At 61.3% G+C, this 19,363-nt stretch carries 28 protein-coding genes and 1 tRNA gene; 6 read left to right on the forward strand and 23 right to left on the reverse strand.

Annotated elements, in window-relative coordinates:
* Positions 1 to 38: 38 nt before the first annotated feature.
* The 6 genes from C8C94_RS15755 to C8C94_RS15780 form a co-directional block, all read right to left on the reverse strand.
* Positions 39 to 1,373 carry an FIST N-terminal domain-containing protein gene (locus C8C94_RS15755; protein ID WP_121422905.1) on the reverse strand — a complete coding sequence of 445 codons (1,335 nt, stop codon included), beginning with the start codon at positions 1,371 to 1,373 and terminating at the stop codon, positions 39 to 41.
* Positions 1,374 to 1,451: 78 nt separating this feature from the next.
* Entirely contained in the window at positions 1,452 to 2,324 is an 873-nt protein-coding gene (locus C8C94_RS15760) for a PhaM family polyhydroxyalkanoate granule multifunctional regulatory protein (protein WP_055395361.1), read from the reverse strand.
* A 96-nt stretch (positions 2,325 to 2,420) separates the two neighbouring features.
* The gene (locus C8C94_RS15765; protein WP_055395359.1) at positions 2,421 to 2,918 is read right to left on the reverse strand and encodes a copper chaperone PCu(A)C; all 498 of its coding nucleotides are present in this window, start codon (positions 2,916 to 2,918) and stop codon (positions 2,421 to 2,423) included.
* 97 nt (positions 2,919 to 3,015) lie between these two features.
* Positions 3,016 to 3,576 carry a YcnI family protein gene (locus C8C94_RS15770; RefSeq protein WP_199731276.1) on the reverse strand — a complete coding sequence of 187 codons (561 nt, stop codon included), beginning with the start codon at positions 3,574 to 3,576 and terminating at the stop codon, positions 3,016 to 3,018.
* Positions 3,577 to 3,590: 14 nt separating this feature from the next.
* Positions 3,591 to 5,906 carry a TonB-dependent receptor gene (locus C8C94_RS15775; RefSeq protein WP_121421385.1) on the reverse strand — a complete coding sequence of 772 codons (2,316 nt, stop codon included), beginning with the start codon at positions 5,904 to 5,906 and terminating at the stop codon, positions 3,591 to 3,593.
* 80 nt (positions 5,907 to 5,986) lie between these two features.
* Positions 5,987 to 6,352 (reverse strand): DUF2946 family protein, encoded by a 366-nt coding sequence (locus C8C94_RS15780; protein WP_121421386.1) that lies wholly within the window; start codon positions 6,350 to 6,352, stop codon positions 5,987 to 5,989.
* Positions 6,353 to 6,474: 122 nt separating this feature from the next.
* Here C8C94_RS15780 and C8C94_RS15785 point away from each other — a divergent pair, with 122 nt between their 5' ends.
* The 5 genes from C8C94_RS15785 to C8C94_RS15805 all read left to right on the forward strand — a co-directional run bounded on the left by C8C94_RS15785 (position 6,475) and on the right by C8C94_RS15805 (position 9,115).
* Positions 6,475 to 7,122, forward strand: coding sequence for a glutathione S-transferase (locus tag C8C94_RS15785; RefSeq protein WP_055395350.1), 648 nt, complete (start codon positions 6,475 to 6,477; stop codon positions 7,120 to 7,122).
* Positions 7,123 to 7,240: 118 nt separating this feature from the next.
* The gene (locus C8C94_RS15790; RefSeq protein ID WP_055395348.1) at positions 7,241 to 7,612 is read left to right on the forward strand and encodes a TraR/DksA family transcriptional regulator; all 372 of its coding nucleotides are present in this window, start codon (positions 7,241 to 7,243) and stop codon (positions 7,610 to 7,612) included.
* Between the two features lie 72 nt (positions 7,613 to 7,684).
* Positions 7,685 to 8,059, forward strand: a complete 375-nt coding sequence (locus C8C94_RS15795; protein ID WP_121421387.1) for a hypothetical protein — start codon at positions 7,685 to 7,687, stop codon at positions 8,057 to 8,059.
* A 52-nt stretch (positions 8,060 to 8,111) separates the two neighbouring features.
* On the forward strand, positions 8,112 to 8,525 hold the full coding sequence (locus C8C94_RS15800) for a VOC family protein (protein ID WP_121421388.1): 414 nt from the start codon (positions 8,112 to 8,114) through the stop codon (positions 8,523 to 8,525).
* Entirely contained in the window at positions 8,522 to 9,115 is a 594-nt protein-coding gene (locus C8C94_RS15805) for a MarC family protein (protein WP_055395343.1), read from the forward strand. Before C8C94_RS15800 ends, C8C94_RS15805 begins: the two co-directional genes overlap by 4 nt.
* Positions 9,116 to 9,212: 97 nt before the next feature.
* Here C8C94_RS15805 and C8C94_RS15810 read toward each other — a convergent pair whose 3' ends face one another.
* Entirely contained in the window at positions 9,213 to 9,758 is a 546-nt protein-coding gene (locus tag C8C94_RS15810) for an Rrf2 family transcriptional regulator (RefSeq protein WP_121421389.1), read from the reverse strand.
* 151 nt (positions 9,759 to 9,909) lie between these two features.
* On the opposite strand from C8C94_RS15810, the gene nhaR reads away from it, so the two are divergent.
* Positions 9,910 to 10,806: a transcriptional activator NhaR gene (gene nhaR / locus C8C94_RS15815; RefSeq protein ID WP_055395375.1), complete on the forward strand. Its 897-nt coding sequence runs from the start codon at positions 9,910 to 9,912 to the stop codon at positions 10,804 to 10,806.
* Positions 10,807 to 11,171: 365 nt separating this feature from the next.
* Here the strand turns inward: nhaR and C8C94_RS15820 are convergent.
* From C8C94_RS15820 to rplE, 16 genes are all read right to left on the reverse strand, one after another.
* A tRNA-Met gene (locus C8C94_RS15820) sits at positions 11,172 to 11,248 on the reverse strand.
* A gap of 22 nt (positions 11,249 to 11,270) precedes the next feature.
* Positions 11,271 to 11,663, reverse strand: coding sequence for a 50S ribosomal protein L17 (rplQ, locus tag C8C94_RS15825; RefSeq protein WP_008906513.1), 393 nt, complete (start codon positions 11,661 to 11,663; stop codon positions 11,271 to 11,273).
* An 87-nt stretch (positions 11,664 to 11,750) separates the two neighbouring features.
* Positions 11,751 to 12,743 (reverse strand): DNA-directed RNA polymerase subunit alpha, encoded by a 993-nt coding sequence (rpoA, locus tag C8C94_RS15830; protein WP_008906514.1) that lies wholly within the window; start codon positions 12,741 to 12,743, stop codon positions 11,751 to 11,753.
* Positions 12,744 to 12,855: 112 nt separating this feature from the next.
* On the reverse strand, positions 12,856 to 13,479 hold the full coding sequence (gene rpsD / locus C8C94_RS15835; protein WP_055395681.1) for a 30S ribosomal protein S4: 624 nt from the start codon (positions 13,477 to 13,479) through the stop codon (positions 12,856 to 12,858).
* Positions 13,480 to 13,569: 90 nt separating this feature from the next.
* Positions 13,570 to 13,974, reverse strand: coding sequence for a 30S ribosomal protein S11 (rpsK, locus tag C8C94_RS15840; RefSeq protein WP_005793662.1), 405 nt, complete (start codon positions 13,972 to 13,974; stop codon positions 13,570 to 13,572).
* 16 nt (positions 13,975 to 13,990) lie between these two features.
* Positions 13,991 to 14,356 carry a 30S ribosomal protein S13 gene (gene rpsM / locus C8C94_RS15845; RefSeq protein ID WP_008906516.1) on the reverse strand — a complete coding sequence of 122 codons (366 nt, stop codon included), beginning with the start codon at positions 14,354 to 14,356 and terminating at the stop codon, positions 13,991 to 13,993.
* 23 nt (positions 14,357 to 14,379) lie between these two features.
* Positions 14,380 to 14,493: a 50S ribosomal protein L36 gene (gene rpmJ / locus C8C94_RS15850; RefSeq protein ID WP_005793651.1), complete on the reverse strand. Its 114-nt coding sequence runs from the start codon at positions 14,491 to 14,493 to the stop codon at positions 14,380 to 14,382.
* Positions 14,494 to 14,638: 145 nt separating this feature from the next.
* Entirely contained in the window at positions 14,639 to 15,958 is a 1,320-nt protein-coding gene (gene secY, locus C8C94_RS15855) for a preprotein translocase subunit SecY (RefSeq protein ID WP_055395679.1), read from the reverse strand.
* 24 nt (positions 15,959 to 15,982) lie between these two features.
* Positions 15,983 to 16,414: a 50S ribosomal protein L15 gene (gene rplO / locus C8C94_RS15860; RefSeq protein WP_055395677.1), complete on the reverse strand. Its 432-nt coding sequence runs from the start codon at positions 16,412 to 16,414 to the stop codon at positions 15,983 to 15,985.
* Between the two features lie 10 nt (positions 16,415 to 16,424).
* Positions 16,425 to 16,607, reverse strand: coding sequence for a 50S ribosomal protein L30 (rpmD, locus tag C8C94_RS15865; protein WP_007861725.1), 183 nt, complete (start codon positions 16,605 to 16,607; stop codon positions 16,425 to 16,427).
* Between the two features lie 14 nt (positions 16,608 to 16,621).
* Entirely contained in the window at positions 16,622 to 17,140 is a 519-nt protein-coding gene (gene rpsE, locus C8C94_RS15870) for a 30S ribosomal protein S5 (protein ID WP_008906520.1), read from the reverse strand.
* Between the two features lie 17 nt (positions 17,141 to 17,157).
* The gene (gene rplR / locus C8C94_RS15875) at positions 17,158 to 17,523 is read right to left on the reverse strand and encodes a 50S ribosomal protein L18 (RefSeq protein WP_005793639.1); all 366 of its coding nucleotides are present in this window, start codon (positions 17,521 to 17,523) and stop codon (positions 17,158 to 17,160) included.
* A gap of 11 nt (positions 17,524 to 17,534) precedes the next feature.
* Positions 17,535 to 18,068, reverse strand: a complete 534-nt coding sequence (rplF, locus tag C8C94_RS15880) for a 50S ribosomal protein L6 (protein WP_055395675.1) — start codon at positions 18,066 to 18,068, stop codon at positions 17,535 to 17,537.
* 25 nt (positions 18,069 to 18,093) lie between these two features.
* Complete coding sequence (gene rpsH / locus C8C94_RS15885; RefSeq protein ID WP_008906523.1) at positions 18,094 to 18,489, reverse strand: 30S ribosomal protein S8; 396 nt, start codon at positions 18,487 to 18,489, stop codon at positions 18,094 to 18,096.
* Positions 18,490 to 18,509: 20 nt separating this feature from the next.
* Positions 18,510 to 18,815 (reverse strand): 30S ribosomal protein S14, encoded by a 306-nt coding sequence (gene rpsN, locus C8C94_RS15890; protein WP_007861712.1) that lies wholly within the window; start codon positions 18,813 to 18,815, stop codon positions 18,510 to 18,512.
* An 8-nt stretch (positions 18,816 to 18,823) separates the two neighbouring features.
* Entirely contained in the window at positions 18,824 to 19,363 is a 540-nt protein-coding gene (gene rplE / locus C8C94_RS15895) for a 50S ribosomal protein L5 (protein WP_055395671.1), read from the reverse strand.

The raw sequence follows: 19,363 nt of genomic DNA on the forward strand, positions 1-19,363 counted from the left end.
CGCCCTGGCGTTCTCTGCGGGCGAAACGGCTCAGTCGCTCAGCGGGCGTTCGGGTCGTCGTCAACGAAAACGGTGAGCACCCCGGTGTAACCATACAAGTGGTGGTGCGCAATTTCCCCACCGGCAAAGAACCCGGCCAGCGGCACGTCACCCAGCGCGTGGCGCACGATCTGCAGCTCGGCGCTGGGCCCGCCAAAATGCGGGCCGCCCCGGCCCGAACAGCTCACATAGATAGCCCCACAGATTCGCTGCCCTGTCTGCGGCGCCGCGCTGGCGCCTGAGGCGCTGTTGGCAGCTGCCATCTCGCCATCCGCGCTGGACGACGACACCAGCGACGCGGGCTCCAGCTCTTCGGGCGAGAGTTCTTCGCGGATCTCGGCGCAGATGCGCATGAGGTCGGCACGCGCCGCTGCCACGTTGCGCTGACAGAACGCCAGGTGCATGCCCGGCTCCACATGGTCGGCCAGGGCCACGCCCCGGCGGCTGCCGTCCAGCCCCACGATGTGGCGCACGCGTGTGTCGGTACCAAAGTGGCCTGTGCGGCGCTGGCCCTGGGGCTGCTCGCCCGCGCTGACCAGCCCGGCCAGCGTGGCGCGCACCTTGCGCAGCGCGGGCTGCGGGTCGCCACCATCCAGCGACACCTGCAGCGTATCGAGCAGCACGTCCAGCGCGGGCTCGCCATCGAGCGCTAGCACCACGTTGTCCTGCGCGGCGGTGATCGTGCGCAGCGCGCCCACGGGCTGGCAGCCCTGCGTAACGCGCGACACCAGCGCCACCCCGGCACCAAACGCCACGCCCGACAGGCCACCGTCAAACACCCCGCTGGCACCGCCCTGCCCGGCCATGTTGCCGTCGCCACCCACGGCAAACTGCACACTGCTGGTGCGGCTGGCAGAGAGGCCACCAAACAGGTAGCCCGTGTCGGTGCGTGCAGCCATCTCGGTCAGCAACTCGGCCAGTTCGGGCGTGCGGCCATCGGCATGCACCAGGGCGGTATGGGCCACAAACCCACTGCCCGGGTGTGGCGCATGCGTGGGCAGCGGCGCCACGCCCGAGAACACGCGGTACTGGTCTGCGGGCACATCCAGCAGCATGACCGACAGCGCGGGCTCGTCAAAGTACTCGGCGTTGTTGGCCGACACGCCCACCCCCACGGTGCCGCTCCAGTCGGTGACCTCGGGCAGTTCGCCGCTCAGGTAGTCGAGCAGCGCCTGGGCGTCGTTGCCATAGTGGTCGGTGATGTAGAGCAGGCCCAGGGTGGGCGCTGCAGCGTAGTCGGGCAACGCCATCTGGGCGCGCAGCTGCGCCAGCACCAGCGCGGCGGCCATGCGCCATTGGGGGTGGGTGGCATGGCCAGTGGGAAATAGTTTCATGGTGGTGATCTCCATGCCAGGGCGGTGGCGGGCAGATATTGCACCACCTGCGGGTTGTCACACCCGCCCACGTTGGCGTCAGCCCGCTCGCTTGCGGGCGGCTGGGCTGCGGGTGCTGCTGCTGGCCTTCTTGGCGGCGGGTTTTGCCGGGGTTTTGCGGGCTGCAGGCTTCTTGGCAGCGGCGGTCTTCTTGGCGGTGCCCGATGCAGCGGCGCGCTTGGCACCGCCCTGCATGGTCTGCATGCCCTTGGCGGCAAACTGGCTGGCCATGCCGGTCGCCGTCTTCAGGGCTTCTTTGGCAAGGCCCGTGGCCATGTTCTTCGTGGTGTCGATGGCGGTCTGCTTGGCCGCATCCTTCATGGCGTTGGCGGCGATCTGCTGGAACTGACCGGTGAGTGCGCCCCACCACTGCATGGGGTCCACCACGGTAGGCGCGGCAGCGGCCGATGCCTTGCTGCCTTTTGTTTTGGCCTTGGCAGGCGGGGCAGCGGGTTCGGCGTCGTCACCCTCGTCTTCGGCTTCTTCTTCGGCAGCACTCACACGTCCCGTAGCGCGGGCGGCGGCACCAGCCACAGCCTCGGCGGCGCCCGTCACGGTGTCGGCGGCTTTCTGTACGCCGCTCATCACGGTGTCAGCCGTCTTGAGCTTGAAGGCGTTGGCCACGTCCCCCATGCTGAAGTTCATGCCCTTCAGGGTGGCCAGGGTCATCTTCTGCACTTCCAGCGCCTGGATGGTGGCGGCCAGCGCGCGTGAGTTCTGCTCCAGCCAGAACTGCACGGCCTTGAGTTCGTCGATGCGCTTTTCCAGCTCTTCGACGCTGATGGTGGGCGCCACCCAGTTGCTGAGGTTGGGCAACTGCGGAATGCTGCTGGACGCCCCCTTGGCCAGGCTCTGCAGAAAGTCAAAACCGGGGACAAGTTTGCCGAAACCGAAATTCGATGTATCGCTCATAGCCGCTCCGCAAGAGGTGGACGAGGGTAGTCTGTGGTGGAGTCACAGCTTACTCCAATGCGTTGCGCAGGCGAAGCGGCCGGCGATGCGGAGATGTCAGTGTTTATGCCCATTCATCATGGTGCCTGCGGTGGCGCCACCGGGTGCTGCCGTGCCCACGGGCACGGTGAGGTCGAGCTTGCTTTCCACGCCCTTGGCGTCCTGAAACACCAGGGTGAGTGGCACCGAAGCGCCTTTGGCCAGCGGCGCCTTCAGGTCCAGCAGCATGACGTGGTAGCCACCGGGCTTGAGCTCCACCGTCTTACCCGCAGGCAGGTCAAGCGCAGGCACGGCGCGCATCTTCATGATGTCGCCTTCCATCTTCATCTCGTGCACTTCGGTGATGCCCGCAGCGGGCGACTCGGCGCGCACCAGGCGGGCGCCGTCCTGGGCGGTGAGGCGCATGAACGCACCGGTGGCCTTCTGGCCCTGCACGCTGGCGCGCGCCCAAGCACCTTCGACTTTGACGGCAGCGGTCTGTGCCCATGCGGGGGCGCTGGCGAGTACAGCGGCCAGTGTGGAAACCAGGGCGGCAGTGTGAAGCAGTTTTTTCATGATGGATGCCTTTCGGTGAGTGAGAGAACGAGAAGAAGCGAAGAAACGAAGAAGGGAAGAGGGACGGGAAAGGGAGAACAGGCCGTGGGCCGGACTGTCAATGATGGTGGGCAGCGGCGCCGCCCGTGGGCAGAATCTCCAGCGCTGCAGCGGGGGACTTCAGGTCCGAGAGTTTTTGGCCCGCCTTGGGCACCTCGGTCCAGTCGTTTTTGCCTTCCGCACAAACCTGGCGCACAGGCCAGTACACGGTGCCGGCCTGCTCGGGCGCCTGGGCCACGAGCACGAACTCATCGTAGTGCGCGCTTTGCAGCATGTCGTCCGGCGTCTTGGCCGTCCAGGTCACACGCACCACGTCTTCGGTGATGCTGCGGCCGTGGCTGGTATAGGGCTGGGCGAGCTTTTCGCGCTGTACATCGAGCGTCCAGCCCGGCTTGGGCATGGGGCGCGCGCCGCGCATGCCCGCCGGGATGTCCACCGCAATCTGCCGCGTGGGCGACGCACCGCACCCGTGGCCCACCTTGAATGTGGCCTTGTAGCCTGCGCCCGCCGGGGCGACCTGGTATTCGAGCACCACATGGGCGGATGCAGAGCCAAAAAGGCCTCCTGCGCCTGACAGCAAAGCGATTACAGCTATCTTTTTCATAGTATTCAGAGACATGGGATGTATTCCTTTCAGAGACTGACCTTGAGCTCAGCGAGGTAAGTGCGCTGCGGGTAGGGGTGGAAGTTCCAGAACTGGTAGTTGTTCAGGTTGTCGATGCCCACGGCCGCGCTGACCTGCTTGGTGATCTGGTAGCGCACGCGCACATCGGTGGTGAAGTAGCGGCTGGCGCCCTGGTAGGCAAAGCCGTTCACATCGGTGTTGTCCAGCGTGCTGTACTGCCGGCCGCTGTAGCGCGCGCCCAGGGTGTATGACCAGGTGTTGTCCGGCCGGTAGGTGGCCACGGCAGTGGCGCGCCACTCGGGGATGCGAGGTTGCCATTTGCCCACGCTGGCAGGGAACTTGTCGTTGCGGGTGATCTTGGAGTCCGTCCAGGTCAGGCTGCTGCCCAACTCCAGCCCGCGTACGAAGACGTTGGCAGCCTGGTACGACAGCTCAATGCCACGGGTAGCGATGGCGTCCACGTTCTGCACGTTGGTCACGTTGGGTGTGACGAGCACATTGGTCTGGGAGTACAACGCGTCTTTCGTGCGCTCAAAGAACGCTGTGAGGCGCAGCAGGCCATTGCCCATATCGCGCTCGGCGGTCAGCTCGGTGGTCCAGCTTTTTTCAGGCTTCAGGTTCGGGTCGTTGTTGATCAGCGTGCCGCTGCCACTGATGCCACCCTGGTACAGCTCGGACACGGTAGGCATGCGCACCGCACGGCCGGTAGAGGCCTTGAGCACCCACAGGTCATTGGCCTGGTAGGCCACCGCAGCCTTGGGCGACACATAGGTTTCGTTGCGCTCGGGGTGGCCCACGGTGGTGGTGGCGTTGCCGGTCTGGCCGTTGCTGGCGCTCCAGCGTTCGGCGCGTGCGCCGAGCACGGCCTTCCACTTCGGCGCGATCTTCCAGGTGTCTTGCGCCCACAGGCCCAGCAGTTGGGTGTCGCCGTTGAAGGCCTGGGTGCGGGCGCCTGCAGCGCCGTTGATCCAGTTCGTCGTGGCGTTCTCCACCGTTCGCAATTGGTAGCTGTCGCGCTGCAGGCCAAAGTCCACAATGTGCGCGCCCTGCACCCCATCGGGCCGCCAGGTGCCCTTGGCGGCCAGGGTGTTCCAGCCCGTGCCCTTGCTGTTGACGATGCGCCCTGCCCCGCCGTTCAGCGCCGCAGGCAGCGCGACGGTGGCAGCGCGCAGGGTGTCGGTCTGGTAGTCATACAGGCTGGCGGCCACCTCCCAGTCGAACGCGCCCTTGGTATTGCTCTTGACCGAGAGCCCGTGCATGAAGTGCGTGAGGTCTTCGTTGGAGACGTTGAAGTCCGTGGGCGCCAGCGCAAACGAGCGACCGTTGATGTTGACCGTGCCGCCGTACACCGCATTGCCATTGGCGTCGCGCAGGTAGCTGGTGGGGCGCCCCTCGGATTCGTTGTGCCACCAGCCCAGGGTGTAGGCCGCACGCACGGTGGGCGAAAAGTCGTAGGCGATCTTGGCCTTGATGTGGTCTTGCTGCGTGTGGTACTGCGTGGCCGTGCCCAGCAGGTACCAGGGCTGGTTGCTGCGGTTGAGCCCAGGCACCGCGCCCGTCACCGGCGTGCCCGCATTGCCCACGGTACCAGCGGACACGAGGCGCGTGGGGAAGGTGAGCGGCTGGCCTTCGCTGTCGGTCTTGTTGAAGTTGAGGAACCAGGACCAGTCGCCGTTCTTGTTGCCGACGGATGCGCTGACCTGCTTGCCAGCGTAGGTGGCGTTGGTGCCGTACAAATCGAACGGCTGATGCTGAACGCTGACCTGCCCGTGGGCCTCGAACTTTGTGGGCATGCGCGTGACGTAGTCCACCACCGCGCCCACCGAGTTGCCTGCGTAGGCGGCCGAAAACGGGCCGTAGAGCACGTCCACGCGCTCGATCTCTTCGGGCGTGACCAGCATCCAGCGCGGCGCGTTGGTGGGGCCGTTGCCCAGGTAGTTGCTGAGCAAAATGCCGTCGGCAAACACCATGGACCGCGCCGGGTTGCCCGTGCCCGAGGCGCGCGTGGACAACACGGCGTGGTTGTAGTCGCCGATGTAGCGCTTGCGCACCAGCAGGCTGGGCAGGTACTTGAGGGCGTCTTCGCTGTCGGTGGCGTTGATCGAATGCTCGATCTGCTCGCGCGTCACGCCCTCGACGGTGGTGGGGATCTGCGTGGGCAGCGAGGTGGGCTGGCCGCCGCTGATGGTGACCACGCCCAGTTCCTTGACGGGGGCATTGCTGTTGCCGGTGCTGTCGGCGGTCTGGGCCAACGCGGAAACACCCACGCAGAGTGCGAGGGGAAAGGCACTGGCCACGGCCAGCGCCATGCGGCTTTTGCGCATGGGAACTCCTGAATTTCAAGCCAAATAGGCTGCCAGCGCTTATCTATCAAGCGCAATCAGCTATTAAAAATATAGCAACTTCAGGAGAAGACCGGGGGCCCACGCGGCGGCAGCGGCGCGGCGGTGCGCGCAGCAATGTGCGCGGCAGGAATGGGGCGCAGGGCATGCGCCAGGGGGTGGACCACAGGCAGCAGGGCCTGCGACACGGGAGGCGGAGCGCCGACATGCGCGCACAGGGGGCAGTCCAGCGTGTGGCTGGACATCTCCTTGGCACCGTCATCGGTCTTGACCAGCAGCTTGATGGCGCCCGAGCCCGAACAGATCAGTTCCATCGCCTGCGGATTGACCAGCGGCGACGCCACCGCCACGCCGATGGACAACACAAACCACGCCAGCACAAGGCGGGCGAGCCAGCGAAGGCTGCGAATGGTTTGCAGGGAGGGCATGGGTGCGAATTGTAGGGGGCCTGGGTGCGCACCCCTTGACCGGGGTCATCTGCGCGACGGACTGCGCCCCCGCCCCCACCTAGGATGCGTGCTGCATTCACCACCACAACGGAGACGCCACCATGCTCACACTCTGCGGCTTTTCGGCCAGCAACTACTACAACAAGATCAAACTCGCCTTGCTCGAAAAGGGCCTGCCGTTCACCGAAGAACTGGCCTGGGTGGGCGAGACCGACCGCAGCGCCAGCCCGCTGGGCAAGGTGCCCTACCTGCGCACGCCCGAGGGGCCGCTGTGCGAATCGGCCGTGATGGCCGACTACATCGAGGCAGCCCACCCACAGCCAGCGCTGATCCCCGCCAACCCCTACCAGGCCGCCAAGGTGCGCGAGCTGATCACCTTTCTGGAGTTGCATCTGGAGCTGGTGGCACGCAACCTGTATCCCCAGGCGTTTTTTGGCGGAACCGTGAGCGACACCGCCAAGGAAAAGGTGGGAGCGCAGCTTGAGAAAAACATTGCCGCCTTCGGTCAGCTTGCGAAGTTCAGCCCCTACGTGGGCGGCGACGCCTTCACCCTGGCCGACTGCGCAGCCATCGTGCACCTGCCGCTGGTCAGCTCGGCCACCAAGATCATCTATGGCCGCGACTACCTGGCCGATCTGCCTGTGCGCGAGTACCTCACGCGCATGGCAGAGCGCCCCCACGTGCAGCGCGTGAACGCCGATCGCAAGACCAACACCGCTGAAATGCTGGCGCGGCCGCCCAAGCGCTAAGACCCTGTTCTAAACCCGCCCCCAGGCGCTGGGTCTTCATCCCTTGACCTTGGTCAACCGAGGTCATCGCGCACAAGCGCACCATGCAGGTATCCGATCACCCTTGAGGAGACACCGCATGGACAAGACCCAGGCCGCCCCATTCCGCCAACAATTGCTGGCCCAGCAATCCGAGCTGCTGGCCCAGTTGGCCGCGCAGCGCGGGGGCGTCATCGGCCGCGCCGAGGCCGCTGCCGACCACTTTGGTCAGCCCGAGGACCCGCGTGCCCAGCTCGCCACCGAGCGTGAACTGGAGTTTGCGCTGGACGAGCGCGAAACCACCCACCTGGCCGCCGTGGAAGCCGCTTTGGCCCGCATTGAAGCGGGTACGTACGGCGAATGCACAGACTGTGGCACCCACATCACCGCCGCACGCCTGCACGCCACCCCCGAGGCCGCACGCTGCGTGCATTGCCAGGAAAAGGCCGAGCAACACCGCCGTGCTGCGTGAGTTCGCTCACGCATTCAGGCCCCTTTTCCCTTCTTTCCCCGTTTTTTTTTGTCACTTCAAGAAAGCCGATTCATGAGCACTTTTCACGCAGTTGTCTGGATGGACCAGTCCGAAGCCCACGTGGTGATGTTCGACCGCGAGCATGCCGAGGCCCAGCGCATCAAGTCCCGCAGCCACCACAAGCACCAGGGCAAAGCCGACGACCTCACCGCTTTCTTTGCCGACGTCGCCCAGGCCTTGGCCGACACGCGCGAAGTGCTGCTGGCTGGCCCGGGCCTGGTACGCAACCAGTTCCGCGACTGGGCGGCCAAGCACCATGCTGCGGTGGCCGATGTGGTGGTGGACTCTGTGGCTGCAGACCACCCGACCGACGCCCAGCTGGTGGCCATGGCGCGCCAGTATTTCAAGAAATTTGACAACATGGCCGCCGACCCGTCTGTCGCCTGACAGGCCTCCAGGCCGCGCCCGCAGCGCAGCCTTGGCTGCTATCCTTTACGGGATGCGCAGCCTCTTTCACCTCGCCTTTCACGTCACCGACCTGGATGCCGCGCGCCGCTTTTATGGCGGCGTGCTCGGTTGCCAGGAAGGCCGAAGCACCGATACCTGGGTGGACTTCGATTTTTTCGGCCACCAGATCTCGTTGCACTTGGGCACCCCGTTTGCCAGTGCCCGCACCGGCCATGTGGGCGACCACCTGGTACCCATGCCGCACTTTGGCGCCATCCTGGAATTGCCCGACTGGCATGCGCTGGCCGCACGGCTGAAGGCCGCCAGCACCACCTTCGTGCTGGATCCGCAGGTGCGCTTTGAGGGCCAGCCCGGCGAACAGTGGACGATGTTCTTCCACGACCCCAGCGGCAATCCGATCGAGATCAAGGGCTTCCGCTCGCTGGACGCAGTGTACGCAACGTGAGCTACACCTTCGCGTCCGCCACCATCCTGCTCCTGCTGATCACCGATCCGCTGGGCAACATCCCCATCTTTGCCAACGCCCTGCGCGGCGTGGCGCCCGAGCGCCGGGCGCGGGTGATCCTGCGGGAGGTGCTGATTGCGTTTGCGCTGCTGCTGGTGTTTTTGTTTTTCGGGGCGCAGTTTCTGCAGGTGATGAACCTGAGCGATTTGTCGTTGCAGATTGCGGGTGCGGTGGTGCTGTTTCTGATCGCGCTGCGCATGATTTTTCCGTCGGCTGACGGCCCACAGGCAGAGCTGCCGGGCGAACCCTTGATCGTGCCGCTGGCCATCCCTGCCTTGGCGGGCCCCTCAGCGCTCGCCACTGTCATGCTGCTGGTGGCCCAGGCGCCGGAACGCCGCTGGGAATGGGTGGGCGCGCTGTGCGTCACCATGGCCGTGTGCGCCGTGGTGTTGCTGATGGCAGAACGCATCCAGCGCCTGGTGGGCGAACGCGTGGTGATGGCGTTTGAACGCCTGATGGGCCTGATCCTGGTCGCCATCTCGGTAGAGATGCTGATCCGGGGAATCAAGCAGCTCGCGCAGCAGCTGTAGCCGCCCCACGCACGCAAAACTGTTAGAGGGCGGGCCAAGGCCACCCCCGGAGCACTGGCATGCGCCCGCAACTGCGGAGCGCAACCGGTGTGCGGTCTCAACGGCGTTGCAGCTGCGGGATCGAACCCAGTGCGAACACCGAGTTGGGCACGCCCACCCGCGCCATCAAGGGGCGCGGCTTGGCGCTCAGCTTGGGGCGGGGGGCAGCAGGGGCCATCTCCTCGGCCACCACCCCCTTGGCATGCTGCTGCGCCACAAGGTCTTGCAAAGTCACCGACTGCAAGTACTCCATCACCCGTGCGTTGAAGGTGGACCAGAGTTCGCCCGTCATCGACTTCACTTGCGCAGCCTGGCCGGCACCCAGGCTCTGCAGATCGTCGGTCTTGAGGTTCTCGACGGCCAGGATGATCTCGGCCACTGAGATCTGGTCTGTGTTTCGAGCAAGGGTGTAACCGCCACCCGGGCCGCGTGTGCTGTCCACGAGCCCGGCACGGCGCAAGGCGCTGAACAGCTGCTCCAGGTACGACAGCGAGGTACCCTGCCGGGCGCTGATCGTCGAAAGCGCTACCGGCCGCATCTTCTGGCGCAGCGCCAGGTCGGTCATTGCCGATACCGCAAGTTGTCCTCGGGTGGTAATCCGCATCGTTGCTACTCCTTGTGAACGTTGACAGTTCCAGACCGCAACACCAATGGCTGCGGAAAGGGGCCAAGCGTTCAATGTAGGCGGTTTAATACTTCGCGTATATTCGTTTTATCAAAGTTGATTGATCGTTTTTTACGAAGCATTTATCACCATGAACTTCAAGCATCTGCGGTATTTCTGGACGGTTGCAAAGGCCGGAGGGGTGATGCGGGCAGGCGAGCAGCTGCACACCACGCCCCAGACGCTTTCTGGGCAGATCAAACAGCTGGAGGAATGGCTAGGCCACGACCTCTTTCGCAAGCGGGGGCGTGGGCTGGAGCTCACCAGCGAGGGTCGTGTCGCCCTGGGTTACGCGGAGCAGATTTTTACGCTGGGGGACGAGCTGGAAAAATCGATCCGCCTCTCCCGCGGCCACGCCAAACCGCTGGAATTTCGCGTGGGGGTTGCAGACTCGATCGCGAAGTCCGTGGCCTATCACCTTCTGGAACCCGCCTTGGGCATGCCTGAACAGGTGCACATGACCTGCCAGGAAGGAAAATTTCCAGAACTCATCGCCCAACTGAGCCTGCACAAACTCGATCTGGTGCTGGCCGATGAACCCGTTTCCAAAAAAATCGGCGTCAAGGCGTTCAACCACCCGCTAGGAACCAGTGGGATGAGTTTTTTTTGCGCTCCTGGCCTGAAGACGCAGCTACAGGGGTCCTTTCCCCAATGCCTCCAGGGCGCCCCCATGCTCATCCAAGGCCCCATGTCTTCCGTGCGCCAACAGCTCGATCACTGGTTTAACAAATACCAATTGCAGCCACGGCTCGTGGGTGAGTTCGACGACAGTGCGTTGATGAATGCTTTCGGCCGCGAAGGCCGTGGCGTTTTCACGTCCCCGACCGTTCTGGATGAGGAAACCACCGCACAGTTTGGTGTCGAAGTGATCGGCCGCACGACGGAACTGGTCGAGGAGTTTTTTGCGATTTCTGTGGAGCGACGCATCACGCACCCCTGCGTGGCAGCAATCACCAAGGCTGCCAAGGCAGATCTGTTCGGGAAATGAGTTTGCCGGGTGCCACCCCGCGCAGGACTCCACGATCGAAGACCTCCAGGCGGGCTCAGGATCGCCGAGGGGTCAGGTTAAGGCAGCTTTTTGCAGCCTCTCAACAAAACTCGGCCTCAGTCAGCCAACTCATGGAGCTGCTGTGATCAGCCCTGCGGCAAACACCAAGGCTCCCCCGATAGCCCAGGGCCAGGCCCTCGTTTGTGAAAACATGCCATGCCGGATGACGGCGACATGAAAGGCCATTTGCCGGGTTGGAAGAAATCACCTGGCAAGCCAGAGTGCCAATCCCGCACGGTCCGAGAGGCAGAAACAAAAACGCCCACTGTGTAGTGGGCGTTTTGTTCAGCAGAGGCCTGCCATGTTGGTTGCGCGAGAAGGATTTGAACCTCCGACCTTTGGGTTATGAGCCCAACGAGCTACCAGACTGCTCCATCGCGCGGTAAGAAATAAATTATACCCTATTATTCAGCTGCTGCCGAATTATTTTCGGTTTCAGCAGCACGGTCGACCAATTCGACCAGCGCCATGGGAGCGTTATCGCCCACACGGAAGCCCATCTTCAGAATACGGGTGTAGCCACCGGGACGCACCTTGAAACGAGGGCCCAGGTCATTGAAGAGCTTAGTCACGCTATCACGGTCGCGCAAGCGGTTGAATGCAAGACGGCGGTTTGCTACGGAGTCTTCCTTGGCCAGGGTGATCATGGGCTCGATCACGCGGCGCAGTTCCTTGGCCTTGGGAACGGTGGTCTTGATGACTTCGTGCTCGATGAGCGAATTCATCATGTTCTGCAGCATCGCGAGGCGGTGCGAGCTGGTACGGTTGAGTTTGCGGAGGCCGTGTCCGTGGCGCATGGTGCTTTCCTTTGAGTAATTAAATCAGGCAGCCGTATCAGGTACTGCCCGAGGCACTGTTCCCGGCGGGGAACCAAAAATTATAACTTAACGCTTGTCCAAGCCAGCTGGTGGCCAGTTTTCCAGTTTCATGCCCAGCGTGAGGCCACGCGATGCGAGCACTTCCTTGATCTCGTTGAGCGACTTGCGGCCCAGGTTAGGGGTCTTGAGCAGCTCATTCTCGGTGCGCTGGATCAGGTCACCGATGTAGTAGATGTTCTCGGCCTTCAGGCAGTTGGCGGAACGCACGGTCAGTTCCAGTTCGTCCACAGGGCGCAGTAGGATCGGATCGAACGTGGCATTGCCGCGTGGGCCTGCCGGTGCGTCGAACGCAGCCAGCTCGCCACCTTCCAGCTGTGCAAACACAGCCAGCTGTTCCACCAGGATCTTGGCCGATGCACGCACCGCGTCTTCAGCGGTGATGGCACCATTGGTTTCGATCTCGACCACCAGCTTGTCTAGGTCGGTGCGCTGCTCCACACGAGCGCTTTCCACGGTGTAGCTCACGCGCTTGACGGGCGAGAACGAAGCATCCAGCACGATGCGGCCGATCGACTTGGTCGATTCGTCAGCATAACGGCGCAGGCTGCCAGGCACGTAACCACGGCCCTTTTCCACCTTGATCTGCATGTCCAGCTTGCCGCCTGCCGACAGGTTGGCAATCACGTGATCGGGGTTGACGATCTCGACGTCATGGGGCGTCTGGATGTCGCGCGCGGTGACAACGCCTTCGCCATCCTTGCGCAGGCTCAGCGTGACTTCGTCGCGGTTGTGCAGCTTGAACACCACGCCCTTGAGGTTCAAGAGGATGTTGACCACATCTTCCTGAACGCCATCGATGGACGAGTACTCGTGCAGAACGCCTGCAATGGTGACTTCCGTCGCTGCGTAACCCACCATGGACGAGAGCAGGACACGCCGGATGGCGTTGCCCAGCGTGTGGCCGTACCCACGCTCGAACGGCTCCAGTGCGACCTTGGCACGATTGTGGCCAAGCTGCTCGACATTGATCGCCTTGGGTTTCAGCAAATTGGTTTGCATTCAGACTTCCTCTCAATACCCCCAGCTCGTTACACCGGTAAGGCTGGTGAAGCGCCTAAACCGCGATGCCTCGCGGTTCAGGGACGGTTTTCTCGAAATATGTACCGAGCGATTAGCGCGAATACAACTCAACGATCAGGGATTCGTTGATGTCGGCGCCAAACTCATCACGGTCAGGCACCTTCTTGAAGATGCCTTCAGCCTTGTCGGCATTCACTTCCACCCAGGCAGGCATACCCACTTGTGCGGCCAGTTGCAGGGCTTCCACAACGCGGTTTTGCTTCTTCGACTTTTCGCGCACAGCCACAACGTCACCCGTCTTCACGAGGTAGGAAGCAATGTTCACGGACTTGCCGTTCACGGTAATCGCCTTGTGCGACACCAGCTGACGGGCTTCAGCGCGGGTCGAACCGAAACCCATGCGGTACACGACGTTGTCGAGGCGGGATTCCAGCAGGAACAGCAGGTTGGCGCCGGTATTGCCCTTCTTGCCTTCAGCGGCTTCGAAGTAACGGCGGAATTGCTTTTCCAGCACGCCGTACATGCGCTTGACCTTCTGCTTTTCGCGCAGTTGCAGACCGTAGTCAGAGGTACGGGCACCCGAGGTGCGGCCGTGTTGACCAGGCTTGGAGTCGAACTTGGACTTGTCGGCGATCGAGCGACGGGCGCTCTTCAGGAACAGGTCCGTGCCTTCACGGCGGGAGAGTTTGGCCTTGGGGCCGAGGTAACGTGCCACTTGAGCTTCCTTTGTGTCATCTGCCGCAAACCATTGCGGGAGCCGCCTGAGGCGCTTGCGCGTTCACAGGCGGCGGTGGGCTTAGAGAGATTAGATACGACGACGCTTCTGAGGGCGGCAGCCGTTGTGCGGCACTGGCGTCACGTCAGAAATCGACGTGATGCGGATGCCCAGGGCACCCAGTGCGCGGACCGAAGATTCACGGCCAGGACCGGGACCCTTGATTTCAACGTCAAGGTTCTTGATACCTTGATCGATGGCAGCGCGGCCGGCCACTTCCGAAGCCACTTGGGCTGCGAATGGGGTGGACTTGCGCGAACCCTTGAAACCTTGTCCACCGGACGATGCCCACGACAAGGCATTGCCTTGGCGATCGGTGATCGTGATGATGGTGTTGTTGAACGAGGCGTGCACGTGTGCAATACCGTCCGAAACGTTTTTCCGGACCTTCTTGCGAACGCGCTGAGCTGCGTTATTGGCAGGAGACTTAGCCATGATGATCTTTCAATCTTTATTTCTTCAGTGCAGCTGCACCCTTGCGCGGACCCTTGCGAGTGCGAGCATTGGTACGGGTGCGCTGACCACGCATTGGCAGACCGCGGCGATGGCGGAAGCCACGATAGCAGCCGATGTCCATCAAACGCTTGATGTTCATCGTGGTTTCGCGGCGCAGGTCACCCTCAATGGTGAACTGCTCGATTTGCTCGCGAATTTTTTCCAGATCGCCGTCCGTCAGATCTTTGATCTTCTTGGAGTAAGCGATACCAGTTGCTTCGCAAATCTTGCGAGCGCGGGTGCGACCAATGCCAAAAATGGCGGTCAAACCGATTTCCGCGTGCTTGTGCGGCGGAATGTTAATGCCAGCGATACGTGCCATATGCGTCCTCTAATACTTTCCAATCAACCTTGGCGCTGCTTGTGACGCAGATCCGTGCAGATCACGCGCACCACACCCTTGCGGCGGATGATCTTGCAGTTGCGGCAGATTTTTTTGACCGAAGCCGAAACTCTCATTGCATTCTCCTAAAACTCTTCCATCCGTCCCGGCTGCTTCGCACGGAACACAATTTGTGCCCGCGAAAAATCGTGGGGCGCCAACTCAACCGATATTCAGTTCCTTGCAGGCAGTGTCGCAAGTGCAGCACTGCCTTCCTCATCATCAACCGCCTGCGTTGCCCTTGAAATTGGCTTTCTTGAGCAGCGACTCATACTGTTGCGACATCATGTAGTTCTGAACCTGGGCCATGAAATCCATGGTCACCACCACAATGATCAACAGCGAGGTTCCACCAAAGTAGAACGGAACGTTGTACTTCAAGATCAGGAACTCTGGCAGCAAGCACACAAAGGTGATGTACACAGCGCCTGCCAATGTCAGGCGCACCAGGATCTTGTCGATATAACGGGCCGTCTGTTCACCTGGGCGAATGCCTGGAATGAACGCACCGCTCTTCTTCAGGTTGTCTGCAGTTTCACGGCTGTTGAATACCAGAGCCGTGTAGAAAAAGCAGAAGAAGATGATGGCTGCAGCATAGAACATCACGTAGATGGGCTGACCAGGAGTCAACGCACCCGAGATATCCTTCAACCAGCGCATCGATTCACCTGCACTGAACCAGTTCACCACCGTTGCCGGCAGCAGAATGATCGACGAGGCAAAGATCGGAGGAATCACACCTGCCATGTTCAGCTTCAGGGGCAGGTGAGACGATTGACCACCATAAACCTTGTTGCCTACTTGCCGGCGAGCATAATTCACCAGTATCTTGCGCTGACCCCGCTCGACAAACACCACGAAGTAAGTCACCAGACCAACGACGAGGACGATGAAGATAGCGGCCAGAATACTCATGGCACCCGTACGAACCAGCTCCAGAAGGCCACCGATCGAACTAGGCAAACCAGCGGCAATGCCCGCAAAGATCAGGATCGAGATCCCGTTCCCCAAGCCACGCTCTGTGATCTGCTCACCCAGCCACATCAGGAACATCGTGCCAGCCGTCAAGCTGACCACAGCGGTCATGCGGAACCCGAAACCGGGGCTCAGGACCAAACCAGCAGAGCTTTCCAGCGCTACGGCAATTCCCAGCGACTGGAACAGGGCCAAGCCCAAGGTGCCATAGCGGGTGTACTGAGTGATCTTCCTGCGACCGGCTTCGCCTTCCTTTTTCAACTGCTCGAATGTGGGAACCACATAGGTCATCAACTGCATGATGATCGACGCCGAAATGTACGGCATGATCCCCAGAGCGAAAACCGTGAAGCGCGACAGCGCACCACCGGAGAACATGTTGAACAGATTCAGGATGCCGCCTTGCTGGCCACTGAAGAGCTGCTGGAGTTGGGCTGGATCGATGCCTGGCACAGGGATATGAGCCCCAATGCGGTACACGACCAGCGCAAGCAACAGAAAAACCAGACGACGACGGAGGTCGCCGAATTTCCCGGTCTTTGCAATTTGAGCCGCGCTAGTAGCCACAGATGCCTTCCTTCAGAGCCACACTCAGGCGACGCTGCCGCCAGCAGCTTCAATCGCTGCTTTGGCACCAGCCGTAGCACCCACGCCATTGAGCTTGACAGCCTTGGTCAGGGAACCGCTCTTGATGACCTTCACCACCTTGGCCAATTCACCAACCAGGCCTGCTTGCTTCAGAGCGAGGACATCCACTTCGGCCAGGCCGAGTTGATCCAATGCCGTCAGCGTCACTTCTGCGTTGAACTTGAGCAAGTGCGACTTGAAACCACGCTTGGGCAAGCGGCGTTGCAAAGGCATTTGACCGCCTTCAAAACCAACCTTGTGGTAGCCACCGGCACGAGACTTCTGACCCTTGTGACCACGGCCAGCGGTCTTGCCCAGGCCGGAGCCGATACCACGGCCTACGCGGCGCTTGGCATGCTTGGCGCCGTCTGCGGGCTTGATGCTATTGAGTTCCATGATCTATCTCTCAGAGGACTTTGACCAGATAGCTGATCTTGTTAATCATGCCGCGCACTTCGGGCGAGTCCTGCAGTTCGCTCACGCTATTGAGCTTGCGCAGACCCAGGCCACGAACGGTGGCGCGGTGCGATTCCTTGGTGCCAATCGGGCTGCGCACCAGTTGAATCTTGACGGTTTGTTGCGTTGTCATTTTCAAGCTCCGGTTCAGGCGAAGATGTCTTCGACTGTCTTGCCGCGCTTGGCCGCCACATTCGACGGGGTGGTCGAATTGACGAGCGCGTCAAACGTTGCACGGACCATGTTGTAGGGATTGGACGAACCATGGCTCTTGGCCACGATGTCAGTCACACCCAACACTTCAAAAACTGCACGCATAGGGCCGCCAGCGATGATGCCGGTACCCTTTGGAGCAGGTGCCATCATCACAACAGCAGCGCCATGGTGGCCGGTCACATTGTGGTGGATGGTGCCGTTCTTCAACGAGACCTTGACCATGTTGCGACGAGCTTCTTCCATAGCCTTTTGCACGGCAGCTGGTACTTCTTTCGACTTGCCCTTGCCCATGCCCACGCGGCCATCACCGTCGCCAACCACCGTCAGTGCGGCGAAACCGAGAATACGGCCACCCTTCACGACTTTGGTCACGCGGTTGACCGCGATCATTTTTTCGCGCAGACCGTCGTCTTGACCTTCGTTCTGCACTTTGGGTTGAAATTTAGCCATTTTGTATTCCGCTCCGCTTAGAACTGCAGGCCAGCTTCACGGGCTGCGTCGGCCAAAGCCTTGACGCGACCGTGGTAGGCAAAGCCTGCGCGATCAAATGCAACCTTCTCGACACCTGCAGCCTTCGCCTTTTCAGCGATACGCTTGCCGATGATCTGGGCTGCTGCGGCATTGCCACCCTTGCCCGAACCGCCGAGCGACTTGCGCACGTCGGCTTCCGCCGTGGATGCACTTGCCAGCACCTTGCTGCCGTCGCCGGAGATCACACTGGCGTAGATATGGAGGTTCGTACGGTTCACCGTGAGACGTGCCACGCCTTGCTGTGCAATGCGGATGCGGGTCTGGCGCGAACGACGAAGACGCTGCTCTTTCTTGGTCAACATGTTGCAGCTCCTTATTTCTTCTTGGTCTCTTTGATCGTGATCTTTTCGTCCGCGTAGCGGATACCCTTGCCCTTGTAGGGCTCAGGTGGACGAACAGCACGAATCTCAGCAGCGATCTGACCGACACGCTGACGATCTGCACCCTTGATCACCACTTCCGTGGGCGTCGGGGTGGCAACCGTGATGCCTGCGGGCATTTCGATATTGACCGGATGCGAATAGCCAACAGCCAGATTCAGCTTGGAGCCTGAGGCAGCGGCTTTGTAGCCCACACCTACCAGGCTCAGCTTCTTTTCAAAGCCTTTGCTGACACCGACCACCATGTTGTTGACCAACTGGCGAATCGTGCCGCTCATGGCATTGGCTTCGCGGGATTCGTTAGCAGGCTCAAAGCTGAGCTTGCCGTCATTGCTGGACACTTTCACCAGCGCGTTTTGCGCCAGCGACAGAGCGCCACCAGTACCCTTGACAGAGATCTGGTCATCTTTCACGGACACATCCACGCCTGCGGGGATGGTCACGGGCATTTTTCCTACTCGGGACATTTCAGTTTCTCCTCAATGCCGCGGGTTAGGCCACGTAGCAGAGCACTTCGCCACCGACACCGGTAGCACGCGCCTTGCGATCAGTCATCACGCCCTTGGGCGTCGTGACAATTGCCACACCCAGACCGTTCATGACTTGTGGAATGGAATCACGGCCTTTGTAGACACGCAGGCCAGGGCGACTGACACGCTCAATGCGCTCAATCACGGGGCGACCTGCGTAGTACTTCAGGGCAATTTCGAGTTCCGACTTGCCGGCTTCGGTTTTCACCTGGAAGCCGTCGATATAACCTTCGTCCTTCAGCACCTGGGCGATGGCAATCTTCACTTTGGAAGAAGGCACCAGAACCGTGGCCTTGGCGACCATCTGTGCATTACGGATGCGGGTCAGCAAGTCAGCGATGGGATCACTCATGCTCATGTTTAATCTCTCCTGCCTGCTTACCAGCTGGCTTTGGTGACACCGGGGATGTCGCCTGCAAAAGCCAGTTCGCGGATCTTGGCGCGAGCCAGACCGAATTGACGGAAGGTGCCACGTGGACGACCGGTGATTTCGCAACGGTTGCGCTGACGCGTCGGGTTGGCGTTGCGAGGGAGCTTTTGCAGGCCCAGGCGGGCTGCATCGCGCTCTTCATCGCTGCGCTTGGCATCGCCAGCGATTGCCTTCAGCTCCGCATACTTGGTTGCGTACTTGGCTGCCAGTTTTTCGCGCTTCAGTTCGCGCTGGATCAAAGCTACTTTAGCCATGCTTCGCCTCAGTTCTTGAACGGGAAACGGAAACCAGCGAGAAGCGCCTTGGCTTCTTCGTCGGACTTGGCCGTCGTGGTGATGCTGATATTGAGGCCGCGCAAGGCATCGACCTTGTCGTACTCAATCTCAGGGAAGATGATCTGTTCTTTGACGCCGATGTTGTAGTTGCCACGACCGTCGAACGCGCGACCAGAGATACCACGGAAGTCACGAACGCGAGGCAGAGCCACGGTCACGAAACGGTCCAGGAACTCATACATCTGCACGCCACGCAGCGTGACCATGCAACCAATGGCTTGGCCTTCGCGGATCTTGAAACCAGCGATAGCTTTCTTGGCCTTGGTCACCACAGGCTTTTGACCAGCAATCTTGGTCAGGTCAGCCACAGCGTTGTCCATCACCTTCTTGTCCGAGACTGCCTCGCTCACGCCCATGTTCAGCGTGATCTTGGTCAGACGGGGAACCTGCATCGGCGAGGTGTAGCCGAACTGTTTGGCCAGTTCGGGAGCGATCTTGTCGCGGTAAATTTCTTGGAGTCGTGCCAT

This window comes from Acidovorax sp. 94, assembly GCF_003634645.1.
GTDB lineage: Bacteria > Pseudomonadota > Gammaproteobacteria > Burkholderiales > Burkholderiaceae_C > Acidovorax > Acidovorax facilis.